Here is a 15879-nt window from a genome sequence, read left to right as displayed (position 1 = left end):
AGGTTGTCGACTTGGCGAATGAGCGTGGAACCCGTCGCCGCGACGAGCGCGGATGTCCGGCGGCGGCCGGAAAATCGGTTGGTCGAAGCACGTTCCGGTGCGACCCTGGAATGTCGGACCCCGCTGCGAACATCACCGTGGGTCCCGTTCTCCGCCGCCAGTCACATATTTCGAGGGGGAGTCTTGTCTGTCGCACTGGACGTTTCGCCGGCCGAACCGGAGGCCGACAGAGCAGAGCGGCCCGCCGCCACGGGCCGCCTGCATTCGCTGCGCCGATTCTGGCCGTACCTGCGTCCGCACATCGGGATGCTGCTCGCCGCCAGCGGCCTCGCGCTGCTGTCCGGCCTGACGGCCGTCGTCATCCCGCTGATGATCGCCCGGATCATCGATGGCCCGGTCGCCCACCGCGATCTCGGGGGCGCGCTGTGGCCGGTGGCCGCGGTGCTGGCGCTCGGCCTGCTGGAAGCCGGTGGCGTGTGGGGACGCCGCTGGCTGATCGCCGCGCCCGCGACCCGATTCGAGATCACGCTGCGGGCCAAGATCTTCCGGAAGCTGCAGGCGCTGTCGATCGGCAGGCACGACGCGTGGGAGTCGGGTCAGCTGCTCTCGCGGGCGATCGACGACCTGGCCACCATGCGCCGGTTCGTCTCGTTCGCGGGGCCGTTCCTGCTCATCCACGGTGTGATCATTCCGGTCGGCCTGCTCGTGCTGATCGCGCTGAGCCCGCAGATCGGCGCCATCTTCGCGGTGATCTCGATCCCGCTGGTCATCGGCTGCATCCGGTTCGAGCGCCGGTACGCGGTGGCCTCGCGGCGTTCCCAGGACCAGTCCGGTGACCTGGCGACCACCGCCGAGGAGTCCGCGCAGGGCGTACGGGTGCTCAAGGCGTTCGGACGGGGCGCCTTCTTCGGACGCCGTTTCACCGCACAGGCGCAGGAGCTGCGGCAGACCGAGTTGCTGAAGGCGCGCCTCGACGCGACATTGTGGTCGAGCATGGTGAGCCTGCCGCAGCTGGCCATCGCGTTCGCGCTCGGCTACGGCGGGTACGCGGTGGCGCACGGCACGATGACGCTCGGCACCTTGATCGCGGGCATCACGCTGGCGACTTTCCTGCAGTGGCCGATCATCTGGACCGGCTTCTTGCTCGCCGAGCTGAACGACGCGCGCACCGCGGCCGACCGGTACTGGGAGATCATCGACACCCCCGTCGACATCACCGACCCGGCCGATCCGGTGGACCTGCCCGAGCGCATCCGCGGCGAACTGCGTTTGGACGCGGTGCGATTCGCCTTCCCCGACGCCGAAGAAGAGGTGCTGCGGGAGGTGTCGCTGCGGGTTCGTCCCGGCGAGACGGTCGCACTGGTCGGCGCGACGGGAAGCGGTAAGACAGCGCTGCTGAACCTGATTCCGCGCTTGTACGACGTGTCCGGCGGCGCGATCACCATCGACGGCATCGATATCGCGACGATGCGCGTCGCCGACCTGCGGTCGCTGGTCTCGGTGGCGTTCGAGGACCCGGTGTTGTTCTCCGCGAGCGTGCGGGAGAACGTCGCGCTCGGCGATCCGGCTGCCACGGACGCGGATGTGCGCCGGGCTCTGGAGGTCGCGCAGGCCACCGAGTTCGTCGACGACCTGCCTTGGGGCTTGGACACCAGGATCGGTGAACAGGGCCTCAGCCTGTCCGGTGGCCAGCGGCAGCGACTCGCGCTGGCCCGCGCGGTGCTCACCGGCGCGGGCGGGGGCGAGGGCAGCCGGATCATGGTGCTCGACGATCCGCTGTCCGCGCTCGACGTGGAGACCGAGGAGCGGGTGCAGGCCCGTCTGCGTACGGTGCTGGCCGACGCGACGACGCTGCTCGTCGCGCACCGTCCGTCCACGGCGGCGCTGGCCGACCGGGTGGCGGTGCTCGCCGACGGCCGGATCGTCGCCGAGGGAACCCACGACCAATTGCTGCGTACCAGCAGAAGCTACCGCGAACTGATGGGAGGTGAGCAGCTGTGAGCCTCACGACCACCGAAACGAAAGACGAAGCGCCGGAGGCACTTCCGGAGCCCGGGGAACAAGCGGCCGACTGGCGGGGCATCGCGGGCGAGGACAAGGAGGTCACCGAGACCGGGAATCTGGTGCTGGCCGGACGCTCCCGGCGGCTACTGCTCGAACTGGTCAAGCCCTACCGCAAGCTCACCGCGCTCGCGCTGGTGCTCATCGTGCTCGACAACGTCGCCAAGGTGTCGGCGCCGCTGTTCGTCGCGCACGGCCTGGACACGGGCATCGCGCGCGGTGTCGAGGGGAACTGGGCGCCGCTGGCGTGGACCGTGACGGGTTACCTCGGCTCGGTCCTGATCAGCGTGATCAGTACGTACTCCTTCCTGCGGGTGTCCGGCAGGCTGAGCCAGAGCGTGCTGTTCGACCTGCGCGTCCGCGCGTTCGCGCACACCCAGCGGCTCAGCGTCGCCTTCCACGAGAAGTACACCTCGGGCAAGGTGGTGGCGCGGCTCACCGGCGACATCGAGACGCTGCAGGAGCTGCTGGAAAGCGCGCTCAACCAGGCGCTGAGCGCGATCTTGTCGGTGGTAACCATCGCGGCGCTGCTGATCTACCTGGATCAGGCGCTCGCCGCGATCGTGCTGACCGGATTCGTACCGCTGGTGCTGGTCACCCGTTGGGCGCAGCGCAGGCAGCGTGCGGGCTACCGGCGTACGCGCGCCGCGATCGCCAAGGTGGTCGTGCAGTTCGTCGAGTCGATGGGCGGCATGCGGGCCGTGCAGGCGTTCCGCCGGGAGCAGCGCAACGAGTCGGTGCTGGCGATCGAGGACGCCGAATACCGCCGGGCGACCACCGCGGCCATGCGCGGCATGGGTGACTACGCAGGCCTGACCAAACTGCTCGGCAACCTGACCACCGTGATCATCATCGTGGTCGGCGCCTGGCGGGTGATCGAGGGCGATCTCGCGGTCGGTGTGCTCGCTGCCTACCTGCTGTACCTCAACGAGTTCTACGGGCCGCTGGACGAGCTGGCGCAGGTGTTCAACGCCTACCAATCCGCGGCGGCCGCGCTGGAGAAGATCTCGGGCGTGCTGGAGGAGGAGCCGTCGGTGCCCGAACCGGCGCGGCCGGTGGCGCTGGACAAGGCGTCCGGCGCGGTGCGGATGGAGGAGGTGTGGTTCGGCTACTCGAGCACGCCCGCCGCGGACGCCGACCACGCGCCGACGCCGGTAGCCGATGCCCCGGCAGGGGTGTCCACCGAGCCGGACAAGCCCGATCGCCGGACGCGACCGGTGCTGCCGGAGTTCACCCTGGACATCCCGGCGGGGCAGGTGATCGCGCTGGTGGGTGCGACCGGCGCGGGCAAGTCGACGCTGGCCAAGCTGCTGACGCGGTTCTACGACCCGTCCGGCGGCGCCGTCACCTTGGACGGCATCGACCTGCGCGATCTCTCCGACGTCGACCTGCGCCGCAACGTGGTGATGGTCACCCAGGAGTCGTACCTGTTCTCCGGGTCGGTGGCCGACAACATCCGGTTGGGCAGGCCCGAGGCCACCGACGCCGAGGTGTTCGCGGCGGCGCGCGCCGTCGGTCTGTACGACTTCGTGCAGGCGCTGCCCGAGGGCTTCGCCACCGACGTGCGCAAGCGCGGCGGGAGGCTCTCGGCGGGGCAGCGGCAGCTGGTCGCGTTCGCGCGGGTGTTTCTGGCCGATCCCGCCGTGATCGTGCTGGACGAGGCCACGTCGAGCCTCGACATACCGAGCGAACGGCTGGTGCAGCGGGCGCTGGAGACCGTGCTGCGCGGGCGTACGGCGGTGATCATCGCGCACCGGCTGTCCACGGTGGCCATCGCGCACCGGGTGCTGGTGCTCGAGTCCGGCCGGATCGTCGAGGACGGCACACCGGATGCCCTGATCGCGGGGACCGGGCGGTTCGCAGGCCTGCACGCGGCGTGGCGGGAGTCGCTGGTGTGATGAGCGGCGGTTGTACGGGCCGGGGCCGGGTGTCGCTTACGGTAGATACGTGACGACCCCAGCCCCCGACCCCGAGAGCGCCGCCGGGAGCCCGCAGGAATCCCGGTGGCCGGCGATCCTCACTTGGCGCGCCCACGACGCGACGCGCATGGAGTCGGTGCGGGTGCAGCTCAACGGCAACCGCATCCGCGCCGCCGGGCGCATGATCGGCGGCGCGAGCGCCGACCACCCCGCGTTCAGCGCGTCCTACGACCTGGTCACCGACGAGAACGGCGTGACGAAGCGGCTGTCGGTGCGCACCACGACGGCCGCCGGTGAGCGGCATGCCTCGATCGCCCGCGACGAGGAGGACTACTGGCTCGTCGACGCCGGCGGCAACCATGTGCGCTCCACCTTCGCCGGGGCGCTGGACGTGGACGTGGTGCTCAGCCCGTTCTTCAATACCTTGCCGATCCGCCGCTACGACCTGCAGCACGCGGTCGAGGACAGGCAGGTCCCGGTGGTGTACGTGCGTCTGCCCGATCTGCTCGTCCAAGAGGCCACGCTGATCTACAGCAGCGCCGCCGACGGCATCAGCGTGCTGTCGCCGGTGTCCAGCGCGACCGTCACGGTGGATGCCGACGGATTCGTGCTGGACTACCCGGGCCTGGCCGAACGCATCTGAGGCGGCACCGCGGGTACGCGAGTCGACGCTTTCGTGCCGAGGAGTTCCGAGGCCCGGGTAATCGCACCGACGCTCGGTGGGGGCCGCCGACGGCAGCGCGGAGCCGACACTCGCGGCCGAGCTCTTGGTCCGCAGCTACTCGACGGGGGAGTGTCGCCGCTCGTTCTCGCACAGTTCGACGCATACGGACCGGCGCTGAAGGGAACGTGGCAGTCGCGAGGTATTCACTCACGATCAGCGGCGGCCGGGCCCGACTCCGGCAGGTCGGGGAGTAGACGGTTCTCGCACGGTCAGTCCAGGCGGGTGATGACCCCGCCGCGCTCGCCTGCCGCCCGCAGGTCTGCCAGCCAGTCGTGGTCGCCGGGCCGGATGCCGGTGATCTCCCAGCGCCGCGCGGACTCGTAGCGCCGGCGCGCGTCGTGCCCGGCTTCGACCAGATCCGCGAGGGATTGCTTGTCGCGCAGGTTGTCGCGCGCCGCGCCGAGCACGGTGAGTGCGTCGTCCAGAACTTCCAGTAGCGCCGCTGAATTCGGTTCGCAAATCGCGCGAACCAGATCGGGCGCGGTACCGGCGACGCGGGTGCCGTCTCGGAACGACCCGGCCGCGAGCCCCAGCGCGAGATCACCTCCGGCGGCGCCCACCAGAGCCAGTGCCTCGGCGAGTACATGCGGCAGGTGGGAGATGCGGGCTACGGCGCGATCGTGTTCCGCGGCCACCACCGGCACCACCACCGAGCCACAGTCCAGCGCCAGCCGCACCACGCGGGCCCACGGGTCGGCTCGCGTGCCCTGGTCGACGCCGACCGCCCACACCGCGTCGCGGAACAAATCCGGATCCGTCGCCGCCCAGCCTGATTCGGACGTACCGGCCATCGGATGGCCGCCGACGTACCGCTGGGCGAGACCGTGCTCGCGCACGGCCGCCGCGACCGGCCCCTTCACGCTCACCACATCCGTGATGGCGCATTCCGGCGCGTAGTCTGCGATCGCCGAGAGCATGTGGTCCACTGCGGGCATCGGCACCGCGACGACGATCAGCGCGTCGGTTTCCGCGGCCCGCCGCAGCGCTGCCTGCAGGTCTTCGATGACGTCGAATCCGTCGGCGCGCGCGGCCCGCGCGCCCGCCGCCGATCGGTTGTAGCCCCAGCCGTCGTAGTCCGCGGCGACGGCCGCGCGTAATAGCGACCCACCGATCAAACCGGTCCCGAGGACGCATACGGGAGCTTTCTTCGCCGAAGTCACCGGAACAGATTCGCATACGACTTCAACATTTCCCCTCGAGCCGACTACCGTTGCGGCCATGGCAGCACAGCGCTCGGGCACGAACAGGGCGGCGTCGGACGATTACGACGACGTGGAAGGGTTCGCAGTGGCGGTTGTCCGCGAAGAAGGCAAATGGCGGTGCAGTCCGCTGAGCCGGGACGCCCTCACCGATTTGTCCGCCGCGGAGAGTGAGCTGAAAGCTTTGCGCAGCTCCGGAGCGGTGTTCGGGTTGCTCGACGTCGACGACGAGTTCTTCATCGTGCTCCGGCCCGCGCCGAGCGGAACCCGGATGCTCGTCTCGGACGCCACGGCGGCGATCGATTACGACATCGCCGCGGACGTCCTGGAGGCCCTCAACGTGGAAATCCCCGATATCGATCCGGACGAACTGGACGACGTGGAGCCATGGGAAGAGGGTGACCTGGGTGTGCTCGCCGATCTGGGCCTGCCCGAACCGGTGCTGAGCGTCATCCTCGCCGAGACCGATCTCTATCCGGACGAGCAGCTCGGCATGATCGCCCAGCGCCTCGGCTTCGCCGGAGAATTCGCCGCGGTACTGGACAAGCTGCCGCGCTGACGTGGGCGTTCTCCCGGACGACCCGATCCCGTCGGACGCCGACATGGTGCGCGCCGCCATCGGAGCCGCCACGGCCGCCGGAGCTCGTGACGTGCCGGTCGGCGCGGTGGTATTCGACTCCACCGGAAAGGAACTCGCGCGGGCCGCGAACGCCCGTGAGGCGCTCGGCGATCCGACCGCGCACGCGGAGATCCTGGCGCTGCGCCGGGCCGCCGCGGTCCACGGCGACGGCTGGCGGCTGGAGGGCGCCACCCTCGCCGTCACGCTGGAGCCGTGCACGATGTGCGCGGGCGCGCTGGTGCTCGCGCGGGTCGGCCGCCTGGTCTTCGGCGCCTGGGAGCCGAAGACGGGCGCCGTCGGGTCGCTGTGGGACGTGGTGCGCGACCGTCGTCTCAATCACCGGCCCCAGGTGCGCGGCGGCGTGCTCGCGGACGAGTGCGCGGCGTTGCTCGACGAATTCTTTCGCACCCAGCGCTGAGCCCGCAGGTCAGCACGCGATTTAGTGATCCGGCGACGGTCCGGTATGGTTGTCGGCGGTGGCGTGTCCGAGCGGCCTAAGGAGCACGCCTCGAAAGCGTGTGAGGGGTAACCCCCCTCCGAGGGTTCAAATCCCTCCGCCACCGCTCCAGCCCCTCATCTGTTCGCGCAGGTGAGGGGCTTTTTCGATCGGTCGAAGGACGAGTGCGTCAGCAGCCGAAGGAGGGCGATGCGGTGACCGAGCCCGACCACCGCTACTGGATGAACCGGGCCATCGAACTCGCGCGCCTGTGCCCGGTGGCCGAGGGCGCATTCTCGGTGGGCGCGGTGATCGTCGCCGATGGCGTGGCGATCGCGACCGGCTATTCCCGCGAGTCCGACCCGAAGGAACATGCCGAGGAAGCCGCGCTCGGCAAGCTGGACCCGGCGGATCCGCGGCTGGGGCGGGCCACGCTCTACAGCACGCTGGAACCCTGCTCGGAACGCGGGACGAAGGACCGGTTGCCGTGCACGGATCGGGTCCTGCAGGCCGGCATCCCGGTGGTGGTCATCGCGTGGCGTGAGCCGTCGACGTTCGTGGTGAACTGCGTGGGCGTGGAGAAGTTGCGGCAGGCCGGGGTCACGGTGGTGGAGCTTCCGGAACTGGCCGAGGCGGCGAGGTCGATGAACCGCCACCTCGACCTGTCCTGAGCGGCTCAGTCGTAATCCCAGTACTGCAACCAGCGCACCGACGCGAACAGCAGCAGCGTCAGCGCGTAGAGCACGACGACCACCGCCGCGCCCATGACGCTGACCCGCGGGCTCGCGCCGTCGATCGGATCGAGCCAGCGGCGGAACCAGCTCGCGACGGCGGGCGAGAGAAAGTAGCTCATCAGGCCGACGCTGATGATCTGGCTGAGCCACAGGGCCAGCCACGGTGGCGCTGCGAGCCGGTCGAGCACCGGCCCGAGGAAACGCGACAGCACCATTACCGTGGGATACAACACCAGCAGCACCATCATGGCGGTCTTCCACGTCGGCGTCATCCTGGTCTCGCCGCCGACCGTTCGCACGGTCGAGCCGAACGGCGTGGTGTGCGCGTCCATGGTGAAGTCCTCGGTCAATTTCGCGCGCAATTCCGGTAAGGCGGCGGCGCGTTCGTCGGAGCGCAGCCATTCCGACAATTGCCGTTCCGTGCGGAATCGGAGTACCGAGAACCAGCGTCCGCCGTCCGACGGGAACAAGGCAGCGCCTTCGAATCCGGGGAACTTCGAGCTCACCGCGACCAGTCGCGCCTCGGTCGCCTCGAATTCGGCTTCCTTGTCGTGCGCCACGCTGTGCCGGAAAACGCCGATGCCCGGCGGCGGCGACTCGCCTTCCACGAAGATCAGATCCGAACTCTTGCAATGGAAGCCGAGCGCTGCGCCGTCGGACAACGCGCCTGCTCGTTCGGCCGAGTCGAGGAATGCGTGCAGCGCTGGTTCGGATCGGAATGTGACGCTGAAGCCATGGTCGAACAACGGATCTCCGGTGACCGCCACGGACGAATTCACGAAACCGTCCATAGCGCGGGCTGTTTCGGCCATCAGCTCCAGCCATTCCCGGAAAGCCGCGTCGCGCGCCGGTCGGTGGAAGACCGTTACGGCGGTGGCGGCGGCGTCCATCGGGAACTATGCGGCGTCGACGCGACGGCCCCGCACGTAGACCTCGGTGATCGCGGGCTCGCGAATACCCATCAGCAGCGCGAACAGCGTCTGATCCCGAGCCAATGTGGGGTCGTCGGAACGAATGCCGTATGCCAGCGTGCTCTCCAGCGCCGGAACGCGCGCTGGTTCGATCACGAGGAAATCGGCTTCCTTACCGATGTCGAAGTTCCCGAACCGATTCTCCATATCCAAGGCGCGCGCCCCGGCCAGCGTGCCGGTGAACAGCATTTCCGCCGGGTGCATCGACACGCCGAGCTCGCCCGGCTCGGAGATGTGCACCTTGAACGCGGCCGACAGCACCTGCGGGATCAGCCATTCGTCGCCGCCGCCGTAATCGGTGCCCGCGGCCACGGTGACGCCGGAGGCGAGCGTCCGCTTCCACGGCATGGTCCCGGAGCCGAGGAACTGCTGCGACACCGGGCAGTGCGCGACCGACGTGCCGGTCTCGGCCATCCGCCGCAGCTCGGCGTCCTGACAGTGCACGCAATGGGCGAGGATGCTGCGCCTGCCGAGCAGGCTTTTGCCGCCCGCCGCCGATCCCGGCAGGAATTTCCCGTCGTAGGTGTCCAGGTAAGTCGTCACGCCGTATGCCTGCTTGGTGCTGTCGACTTCGCCGGTGCCCGGGCGGTTGTTCTCGTTGAGGTGGGTGTGGAAATAGACGCCGCGCTCGCGCACCGAATCGTAGAGTTCGCCGAGGTTCTTCAACGTCGCCCGAGTGACCGCCAGCGAGAACCGCGGGACGATCGCCACGTGCAATAGCGCGGTGTCCACGTCACCGGTGTCGGCGGCGTGCCACTTGCCGATCTCCTCGTCGGTCAGGCGAATGGCGTCGTCTTCGGAGGTGATCAAGGGCGCCGCAGCGGGCTCTCCCGTCGTTTGGATACCGCGGCCACCGACCATCCGCAGACCGCGCCGCCGGGTTTCGGCGAACAGGGCGTCTTGCGCGTACGGGAATGCCGAGCCGAAGACCATCGCCGCCGTGGTGCCCGCCGCGATGCGGCGCGAACAGAATTCGGCAGCCGCGCGCTGCGCGAATTCGGGGTCGGCATATCGGGATTCGGCGGGATAGATGCACGATTCGAGCCACTCCAGCAGCTGACCGCCGCCGTAAGCGTCCCCCGCGAAGGCCTGGGGGAAATGAATGTGGGTGTCGACGAATCCGGGAAGCAGGAATCCGGGGCGATGATCGAACACCTTTTCGGAGCCGTGCTCGGCCGGGAGATCGGAGCGCGGTCCACAGAATGCGACACGGCCGTTGTCGTCGATTGCCAGCGCGCCGTCGGGGACGTCGACCAGCGCGTCGGACACAGTGCCGGCAGCGGGACTTCCGGCGATGTGAAAAATGTGCCCCAAGTGGACTTGGCTCACCATTCGAGGAGAACACACATCGATCCGGGACGCGAGCGGATCGCGCGAAATGAGATCAGAGGCCGCGTGAGAACAATGTCACTGGTGGCGGCATTCGGTAGCCGGCGAGTTTGATGAATCGAGCGCTCACGCCGCGCTGCCTGTCCTCCAGTGGTCCCGCTCCGACGGTGTTCATCATGCGGTTGATCACGTTGAAGCAGGTGCCCACCCAGACGGCCTCGTCGAACGCTTCGCGGGACACGCCCGCCAGCCGGACCAGCGCGGCGTCCTCGGGGGTCAACGCGTCGGGGTCACGAGCCATCTTCGCGAGGAAATCGAGCATGACGCGCGCCTCGGGGCGCAGCGGGGAATCCGTGCCGCCGGCCAAGGCGCGGGCCACCACGTCGGCGTCGGCGTACGCGCCTGCGATCGCCTCGTGCGAGGTGGCGCAGAACGGGCACTCGTTGGCCTGGGAGGTGTGCGTCGCGAAGATCTCGCGTTCGGCGACGGTCCAGTACGACGGGCCGCGCATGACCTCCTGAATCAGCTCCGACAGCGGAGATCCGAAGAACCTGTGCCGGTAGAACAGCACCTTCAGCACCGCGGGGACTTCCACGCGACTGAATCGCCGCATGGTCCACAGCACGAGTCTGGTGGGCCGGTCGTGGCCGGATCGCACTGCTTCCAGCCACATCTCAGTACCCCTCCCACGCCAGACGAGCCGCGCGCAGGCGCCGGTCGGCGGCACCATAGGCGGCCACCGCGGTCGCCTCGAAGATCTCGTCGTCGGTGTGCCCGGCCGCTGTCAGCGCCGCGATCTCCTGCTCGGTGACCCGGTAGGACCGGTCGGCCACCAGGTCGCCGAAGGCGGCGAGTTCCGGCGCGACGTCCTGGCCGGAGTCGGCGGTCCCGGCGGCCCGGTCGCGCAGGACGCGGCGGACCTCGCTCGGCAGTCGTCCCGGCGCGGACGCGAGGTGCTCGCCGAACCGCCGCCATCGCTCATCCATCGAGGCACGCATGGCCTCATTCTGGCCGACGACCGCCGCCTTCGCTGGAAATCTCAGGGGCGCAGCGGTTACTGCTCCCGTTCCTGGCGCAGCACCACCTTGCGTCCGTCGAGGTCGACACCGACCAGCGGGGGCGCACCCTCGTCCTGCTCCTCGCGCAGCATCGACACCGATTCGCGATGATCCAGCTCCATGCGCTTGGTCGCGTAGAACAGCGCGGTGAACTCGTCGGTGAAGGTGCCGGAGATCGGTGTGCGGCGGCGTCGGCGGCGTTTGTTCACGGTGAGCTCGTAGACCGCCACCAGCACCAGCAGTATGACCCACCCGGGAATCCACCACTGCAACACCGCCGCCATGCCTGCCGAAGCTACCAGCCGACGCCCCCGCCGCCCCTGCCGAACGGCACGGAAAATGGGCCGATTCGCGACGGGTAACCGGCGCGATCGCGGGTATACGCCCGATACGGAAAGTGCGGGAAGGACGCGATGCCAGATGCGCCGTCGGACAATCCGCGCGGGAACGATGCGCGAGAGAAACATGAGAATCGGAAGTGTAATCGTCTTGATCTGGTTGCTGATCGGCGTGATCGCCGCGGCACAACGCCACTATTTCGACAGTGGACCGGTCAACTGCGCCGGTTTCGGCACCATCGCCGTCACTGTCATCGCGGGACCGCTCAACTACATGGGCGTCAATCCGAAGGTCGCGGATTGTAATGTCCCGCAACCAAGTCCGTAGTTCGATCGAGAGAACGACGACGGCCGGGTGGCATGCCACCCGGCCGTCGGCTTTGCGTCTGTGCGGACTGTGAACCAAATGTTTGCTATGTCCGATGTAATCGCTGCTGAACAGGGTTCGTCGGGGTAACTGTCGGTATGGCCGGGTATCCCCCCTCGACGGGGGCCACGGAAGGAACCGATGAGATGCGCGATTACGAACGTCGTGGGCGTGATTACGATCGTCGTGCGCGTGCCGGGCGCGGCCCCGGCGTAGGCTCCCGGCTGCTCGGGTTCCTGCTGCTGGCCTGGCTGGCGGTCGGGTTGCTCGCGGCCGGTCAGCGACACTATTTCGACAGCGGCCCCCCGCTGAACTGTGCCGGTTGGGGCACGATCGGACTGACCGCCGTGGCGGGCCCCCTCAACTACGTCGGGGTGAATCCGCGGGTCGGCGACTGCGAACTCCCGCAACCCAGCCGGTGAAACGCACTCGGCCCCGCATCCGGACGTCGGATGCGGGGCCGAGGCCGCCGGATCAGTTGACGCCGACCGGCACCTTCGCCGTCTCGGCCGAACGCTGCTGCAGCTCACGCAGCTTCGAGCCCTCGACGTCGATGTCGGGCAGGATGCGGTCGAGCCACTTCGGTATCCACCACGACCACTTGCCCATCAGCACCAGCAGCGACGGGATAAGCACCATGCGGACGACGAACGCGTCCAGCAGCACGCCCACCGCCAGCGCGAAGCCGAACGACTTCGCCGTCACGTCGGTCTCCAGCAGGAACGAACCGAACACCGAGATCATGATGATCGCCGCCGAGGTCACCACGCGTGCGCCGTGGTGGTAACCGGCGACCACCGCCTCCTTGGCCGACTTGCCGTGCACGAACTCCTCGCGCATCCGGGTCACCAGGAAGACCTGGTAGTCCATCGCCAAGCCGAACACCAGGCCGATCAGCATGATCGGCATGAAGCTGACCAGCGGATGCGGATCCTCGATCAGGCCGAGCTTGCCCTCCTGGAAGATCAGCACGGTCGCGCCGAAGGTCGCGGCCATCGACAACAGGAATCCGAGCGCCGCGGTGAGTGGCACCAGGATCGACCGGAACACCAGGATCAGCAGCACGAACGCCGCGCCCGCCACGATCGCCAGGTAGGGCACGATCTTGCTGAGCAGCACGTGGTCCACGTCGGCGTAGATCGCCGTGGTGCCGGTGATGCCGTACTCGATGCCGTACTCGGCCTTCAGCTGGCCTTCGGCCTCCCTGGCGTCCTGCACCAGGTCCTTGGTGGCCTGGTTGTTCGGCCCGGACTTCGGCACGCCGTCCAGCAGCGCGCCCTGCTGGTCCTGGCTCCACTGCGGCTCGGTCACGTAGTCCATGCCCGGATAGGACGCGAGCTTGTCGCGCAGCGCCTTGACCGCGGCATCCCGGTTCTCGGCGGGCACGGCGCTCAGATCCACGGCCACGTTCAGCACGCCGTTGCTGCCCTCGCCGAAGCCCTCGGTGCGCAGCTCGTAGGCCTTCCGGATGGTGGAGGTCTTCGGCATGCTGTCGTCGCCGGGTAGACCCAGGTTCAGGCCGGCCGCGGGAGCGGCGAGCGCGCCGAGCACCACGACGCTCAGCACCAGCGCGACCCACGGCATGCGGCCGATCAACCGGCCGAAGCGCATGCCGTTGGTCACCGAGTTGTCGTCCTCGGGATCGTGCTGGGCGACGACGGGCAGCTTCGGCTTGAACAGGAAGCGGCCGAACGCGCCGAGCAGCGCCGGCATCAACGTGATCGCGGTGAGCACCGCGAAACCGGCGGCGATCGCGCCACCGAGGCCCATGAAGGTCATGAACTGGACGCCGACGATGCTCAGGCCCGCCAGCGCGATGATGACCGTCAGGCCGGCGAACACGACGGCGGAGCCGGCCGTGCCGAGCGCGGTACCCGCCGCTTCTTCCGGCGCGTCCTGGACCGCGAGTTCATGCTTGTACCTGGACACGATGAACAGCGCGTAGTCGATGGACAGCGCGATGCCGATCATCGAGGCGAGGAAGGTGGTGAAACTCGGGATCTCGATCACCGAGGTGCCGAGCATGATCAGCGAGGTGGCCGCGCCGAGACCGATGATCGCGGTGACGATGGGCACGAACGCCGCGACGATGGCGCCGAACGCGACGATCATCACGACCAGCGCGACGGCCATGCCGATCATCTCGGACTTGCCGCTCGGCGCTTCCTGCTTCTGCGCGATCGAGCCGCTCATCTCGACCGTGAGTCCGGCGTTGCGCGCGTCGGCCGCGACGTCGTACGCCGCTTCGCGGTGCGCGTCGGTGACGTCGGTGAACTTCGCGATGGTGAACGGGACGTTGATCACCGCCACGGTCGCGGGCGCGGTCTTGCTGAGCACGTTCAGCGGGGCGCCACTGCACTGCGCGGGGTCGGGGGCGGTCAGGCAGCCCATCTTCTCGGTCGCGTCGACCGGGTTGGTGATGGGCTTGCTGTGATCGACGATGTCGAGCCGGCCGAGCTTGGCGATGAACGCTTCCAGCGCCGCGCGGTTGGCCGGATCGGTCAGTTTCTGTCCCTCCGGCGCGGCGGCGACGTAGGTGCCGGTGACCGCGTCGAACTTGAACGCGGCCGAGGCGCCGGGGAAGTGCTTGTCGAGGATTTCGTTGGCGCGTTCGGAAGGCAGGTCCGGCATGCTGAAGTCGTTGCTCATCGGCTTGCTGAGCTGTGCTCCCAGACCACCGAGGAGCACGAACAAGACGAGCCAGACGGGAAGGACTATCCATTTCCGGCGGAAGGCGAACTTCCCCCATCTGTACAGATAAACGGACACGAGTGGTTACTCCTAGCGATGACTGGGATCGTGCTGGGTCTGCGTGTAGACAGCACTCGCGGAAGTACCCTGCCTGCCTCCGCCTCCACTGACGCTTTCTGCCTACCGTGCGGTAGGTAGACTACCCAGGAGCTAAGCGGAGGTACAACCTCTATTCTGCGGGCGACATTCGCTCGATGCGAAGGTGATGAGAGGATCATCGAATGGCTGTGCGTGACACACCCGGCGCTGTCGCCGCAGGTGGAGGCACTAAAAGCGCGATTCGGGACGCTGCGGTGAAGCTGTTCGGAGCCAAAGGATTCGAGCAGACCAGCCTGCGCGAGGTCGCGGATGCGGTAGGAATCACAAAGGCGTCGCTCTACTATCACTACGCGTCGAAGCTCGATCTGCTATTGGCGATCATCGATCCGATCGTCGATCACATGCGTTCGGTCGTGGACGATCTCGAGCGGATGCCGCACGACGCCGAGAGCATCCGCCAGGTCCTGCGGACGTATCTGCGCGGCCTGATCCATCACCGTGACGCCGGAGCGCTGGTCGTGCGCGACACCGTCGCGATCATCAACGCCATGGCCGACCGCTATCCGGATCTGATGGACGCCAGCCAGGCGCTGCGCGAATGGCTGGCCGGGCCGGACGCCACCGAGGAGGCGCAGTTGCGCGCCTGCGCCGCGCTCGAGGTGATCGGTGTGGCGCTGGTGTCCAAGGAACTCGTGCCTGGCGCGGACGATTCGCTGGTGGAATCGTCACTGCTGGATGCCGCGACCTGCGTGCTGGCAGGTGGCGGCGCGTAGATTCGACGTATCCCCTCGACGCCAGGAGTCGCCGCTGTGCACATCACCGCGAAGGTCGATTACGCGGTGCGGACGCTGCTCGAGATCGCCGGGCCGCCGCGGCTGGAACAGTCCGTGGCCGGGCTCGGCGCACCTCTCGTGCAGGCCGCGCCGGTGGTCAAGGCCGAAGCGATCGCCACCGCCCAGCGGATCCCGCCCAAGGTGCTCGAGTCCGTGCTCGGCGAGCTGCGCCGGGCCGACCTGCTGATCAGCAGGCGAGGTCCGGACGGCGGCTATTGGCTGGCCAGGCCCGCCGCCGACATCTCCATCGCCGACGTGATCCGCGCGATCGAGGGGCCCCTGGCGTCCGTGCGCGGTGCGCGCCCGGAGGACGTCCGCTATTCCGGCGCGGCCGAGCCGTTGCAGCGGGTGTGGATCGCGCTGCGGGTCAACATCCGCGCGGTGCTGGAGAACGTCACCATCGCCGACATCGCGAGCGATCGACTGCCCGGATTCGTCGAGGCGCTGACCGAAGACCCGGGCGCGTGGGCGCGCCGCTGACACCGTCGACCCCCACGGGAG

General features: G+C 68.5%; 17 protein-coding genes and 1 tRNA gene. 11 read left to right on the top strand and 7 right to left on the bottom strand.

The window, feature by feature from the left end:
• Positions 1-183 precede the first annotated feature (183 nt).
• Genes GVY64_RS22495 through GVY64_RS22485 form a run of 3 tightly spaced genes read left to right on the top strand, consistent with a single transcriptional unit; the run spans position 184 to position 4623 of the window.
• A complete protein-coding gene (locus tag GVY64_RS22495) occupies positions 184-2001 on the top strand; it encodes an ABC transporter ATP-binding protein (RefSeq protein ID WP_442939616.1) in 1818 nt (605 codons plus the stop codon).
• Positions 1998-3959, top strand: coding sequence for an ABC transporter ATP-binding protein (locus GVY64_RS22490; protein WP_159844613.1), 1962 nt, complete (start codon positions 1998-2000; stop codon positions 3957-3959). Before GVY64_RS22495 ends, GVY64_RS22490 begins: the two co-directional genes overlap by 4 nt.
• A 49-nt stretch (positions 3960-4008) precedes the next feature.
• The gene (locus tag GVY64_RS22485) at positions 4009-4623 is read left to right on the top strand and encodes a putative glycolipid-binding domain-containing protein (protein ID WP_159844610.1); all 615 of its coding nucleotides are present in this window, start codon (positions 4009-4011) and stop codon (positions 4621-4623) included.
• A gap of 290 nt (positions 4624-4913) precedes the next feature.
• Here the strand turns inward: GVY64_RS22485 and GVY64_RS22480 are convergent, their stop codons facing one another.
• Positions 4914-5864 (bottom strand): prephenate dehydrogenase, encoded by a 951-nt coding sequence (locus GVY64_RS22480; RefSeq protein WP_442939615.1) that lies wholly within the window; start codon positions 5862-5864, stop codon positions 4914-4916.
• A gap of 58 nt (positions 5865-5922) precedes the next feature.
• Here GVY64_RS22480 and GVY64_RS22475 point away from each other — a divergent pair, with 58 nt between their 5' ends.
• The 4 genes from GVY64_RS22475 (at position 5923) to GVY64_RS22460 (ending at position 7629) form a co-directional block, all read left to right on the top strand.
• Positions 5923-6462: a tRNA adenosine deaminase-associated protein gene (locus GVY64_RS22475; RefSeq protein ID WP_159844604.1), complete on the top strand. Its 540-nt coding sequence runs from the start codon at positions 5923-5925 to the stop codon at positions 6460-6462.
• Positions 6463-6505: 43 nt separating this feature from the next.
• Positions 6506-6940 carry a nucleoside deaminase gene (locus GVY64_RS22470; RefSeq protein WP_442939617.1) on the top strand — a complete coding sequence of 145 codons (435 nt, stop codon included), beginning with the start codon at positions 6506-6508 and terminating at the stop codon, positions 6938-6940.
• A 57-nt stretch (positions 6941-6997) separates the two neighbouring features.
• Positions 6998-7085 (top strand) — tRNA-Ser (locus GVY64_RS22465).
• Positions 7086-7173: 88 nt separating this feature from the next.
• The gene (locus GVY64_RS22460; RefSeq protein ID WP_236567055.1) at positions 7174-7629 is read left to right on the top strand and encodes a deaminase; all 456 of its coding nucleotides are present in this window, start codon (positions 7174-7176) and stop codon (positions 7627-7629) included.
• Positions 7630-7634: 5 nt separating this feature from the next.
• Here GVY64_RS22460 and GVY64_RS22455 read toward each other — a convergent pair whose 3' ends face one another.
• Genes GVY64_RS22455 through GVY64_RS22435 form a run of 5 tightly spaced genes read right to left on the bottom strand, consistent with a single transcriptional unit; the run spans position 7635 to position 11334 of the window.
• Positions 7635-8582 carry an antibiotic biosynthesis monooxygenase gene (locus GVY64_RS22455; RefSeq protein ID WP_159844601.1) on the bottom strand — a complete coding sequence of 316 codons (948 nt, stop codon included), beginning with the start codon at positions 8580-8582 and terminating at the stop codon, positions 7635-7637.
• 6 nt (positions 8583-8588) lie between these two features.
• Positions 8589-9995, bottom strand: a complete 1407-nt coding sequence (locus tag GVY64_RS22450) for an amidohydrolase family protein (protein WP_159844598.1) — start codon at positions 9993-9995, stop codon at positions 8589-8591.
• A gap of 52 nt (positions 9996-10047) precedes the next feature.
• A complete protein-coding gene (locus tag GVY64_RS22445; protein WP_159844595.1) occupies positions 10048-10665 on the bottom strand; it encodes a carboxymuconolactone decarboxylase family protein in 618 nt (205 codons plus the stop codon).
• A gap of 1 nt (position 10666) precedes the next feature.
• Complete coding sequence (locus GVY64_RS22440; protein WP_159844592.1) at positions 10667-10990, bottom strand: hypothetical protein; 324 nt, start codon at positions 10988-10990, stop codon at positions 10667-10669.
• A 56-nt stretch (positions 10991-11046) separates the two neighbouring features.
• Positions 11047-11334 carry a DUF6191 domain-containing protein gene (locus GVY64_RS22435; protein WP_159844589.1) on the bottom strand — a complete coding sequence of 96 codons (288 nt, stop codon included), beginning with the start codon at positions 11332-11334 and terminating at the stop codon, positions 11047-11049.
• Positions 11335-11515: 181 nt separating this feature from the next.
• On the opposite strand from GVY64_RS22435, the gene GVY64_RS22430 reads away from it, so the two are divergent.
• Entirely contained in the window at positions 11516-11716 is a 201-nt protein-coding gene (locus GVY64_RS22430; RefSeq protein ID WP_040864380.1) for a hypothetical protein, read from the top strand.
• A gap of 263 nt (positions 11717-11979) precedes the next feature.
• Positions 11980-12177 (top strand): hypothetical protein, encoded by a 198-nt coding sequence (locus GVY64_RS22425; protein ID WP_159844836.1) that lies wholly within the window; start codon positions 11980-11982, stop codon positions 12175-12177.
• 52 nt (positions 12178-12229) lie between these two features.
• Here the strand turns inward: GVY64_RS22425 and GVY64_RS22420 are convergent, their stop codons facing one another.
• The gene (locus GVY64_RS22420; RefSeq protein WP_159844586.1) at positions 12230-14524 is read right to left on the bottom strand and encodes an MMPL family transporter; all 2295 of its coding nucleotides are present in this window, start codon (positions 14522-14524) and stop codon (positions 12230-12232) included.
• Between the two features lie 203 nt (positions 14525-14727).
• Here GVY64_RS22420 and GVY64_RS22415 point away from each other — a divergent pair, with 203 nt between their 5' ends.
• Both GVY64_RS22415 and GVY64_RS22410 read left to right on the top strand, forming a co-directional pair.
• Positions 14728-15318: a TetR/AcrR family transcriptional regulator gene (locus tag GVY64_RS22415; RefSeq protein WP_159844583.1), complete on the top strand. Its 591-nt coding sequence runs from the start codon at positions 14728-14730 to the stop codon at positions 15316-15318.
• 36 nt (positions 15319-15354) lie between these two features.
• The gene (locus GVY64_RS22410; protein WP_159844580.1) at positions 15355-15858 is read left to right on the top strand and encodes an RrF2 family transcriptional regulator; all 504 of its coding nucleotides are present in this window, start codon (positions 15355-15357) and stop codon (positions 15856-15858) included.
• Positions 15859-15879 lie beyond the last annotated feature (21 nt).

The organism is Nocardia sp. CY41 (assembly GCF_009829325.1).
Taxonomy (GTDB): domain Bacteria; phylum Actinomycetota; class Actinomycetes; order Mycobacteriales; family Mycobacteriaceae; genus Nocardia.
The sequence above is the reverse complement of the archived record's forward strand: the minus strand, read 5'-3'. Positions and strand labels throughout refer to the sequence as shown.

Bases quoted from the DNA above. Each gene is read 5' to 3' on its own strand.
- GVY64_RS22475 (WP_159844604.1), top strand. From the start codon at position 5,923: ATGGCAGCACAGCGCTCGGGCACGAACAGGGCGGCGTCGGACGATTAC.
- GVY64_RS22470 (WP_442939617.1), top strand. From the start codon at position 6,506: ATGGTGCGCGCCGCCATCGGAGCCGCCACGGCCGCCGGAGCTCGTGAC.
- GVY64_RS22455 (WP_159844601.1), bottom strand. From the start codon at position 8,582: ATGGACGCCGCCGCCACCGCCGTAACGGTCTTCCACCGACCGGCGCGC.
- GVY64_RS22450 (WP_159844598.1), bottom strand. From the start codon at position 9,995: ATGGTGAGCCAAGTCCACTTGGGGCACATTTTTCACATCGCCGGAAGT.
- GVY64_RS22445 (WP_159844595.1), bottom strand. From the start codon at position 10,665: ATGTGGCTGGAAGCAGTGCGATCCGGCCACGACCGGCCCACCAGACTC.
- GVY64_RS22440 (WP_159844592.1), bottom strand. From the start codon at position 10,990: ATGCGTGCCTCGATGGATGAGCGATGGCGGCGGTTCGGCGAGCACCTC.
- GVY64_RS22435 (WP_159844589.1), bottom strand. From the start codon at position 11,334: ATGGCGGCGGTGTTGCAGTGGTGGATTCCCGGGTGGGTCATACTGCTG.
- GVY64_RS22430 (WP_040864380.1), top strand. From the start codon at position 11,516: ATGAGAATCGGAAGTGTAATCGTCTTGATCTGGTTGCTGATCGGCGTG.
- GVY64_RS22415 (WP_159844583.1), top strand. From the start codon at position 14,728: ATGGCTGTGCGTGACACACCCGGCGCTGTCGCCGCAGGTGGAGGCACT.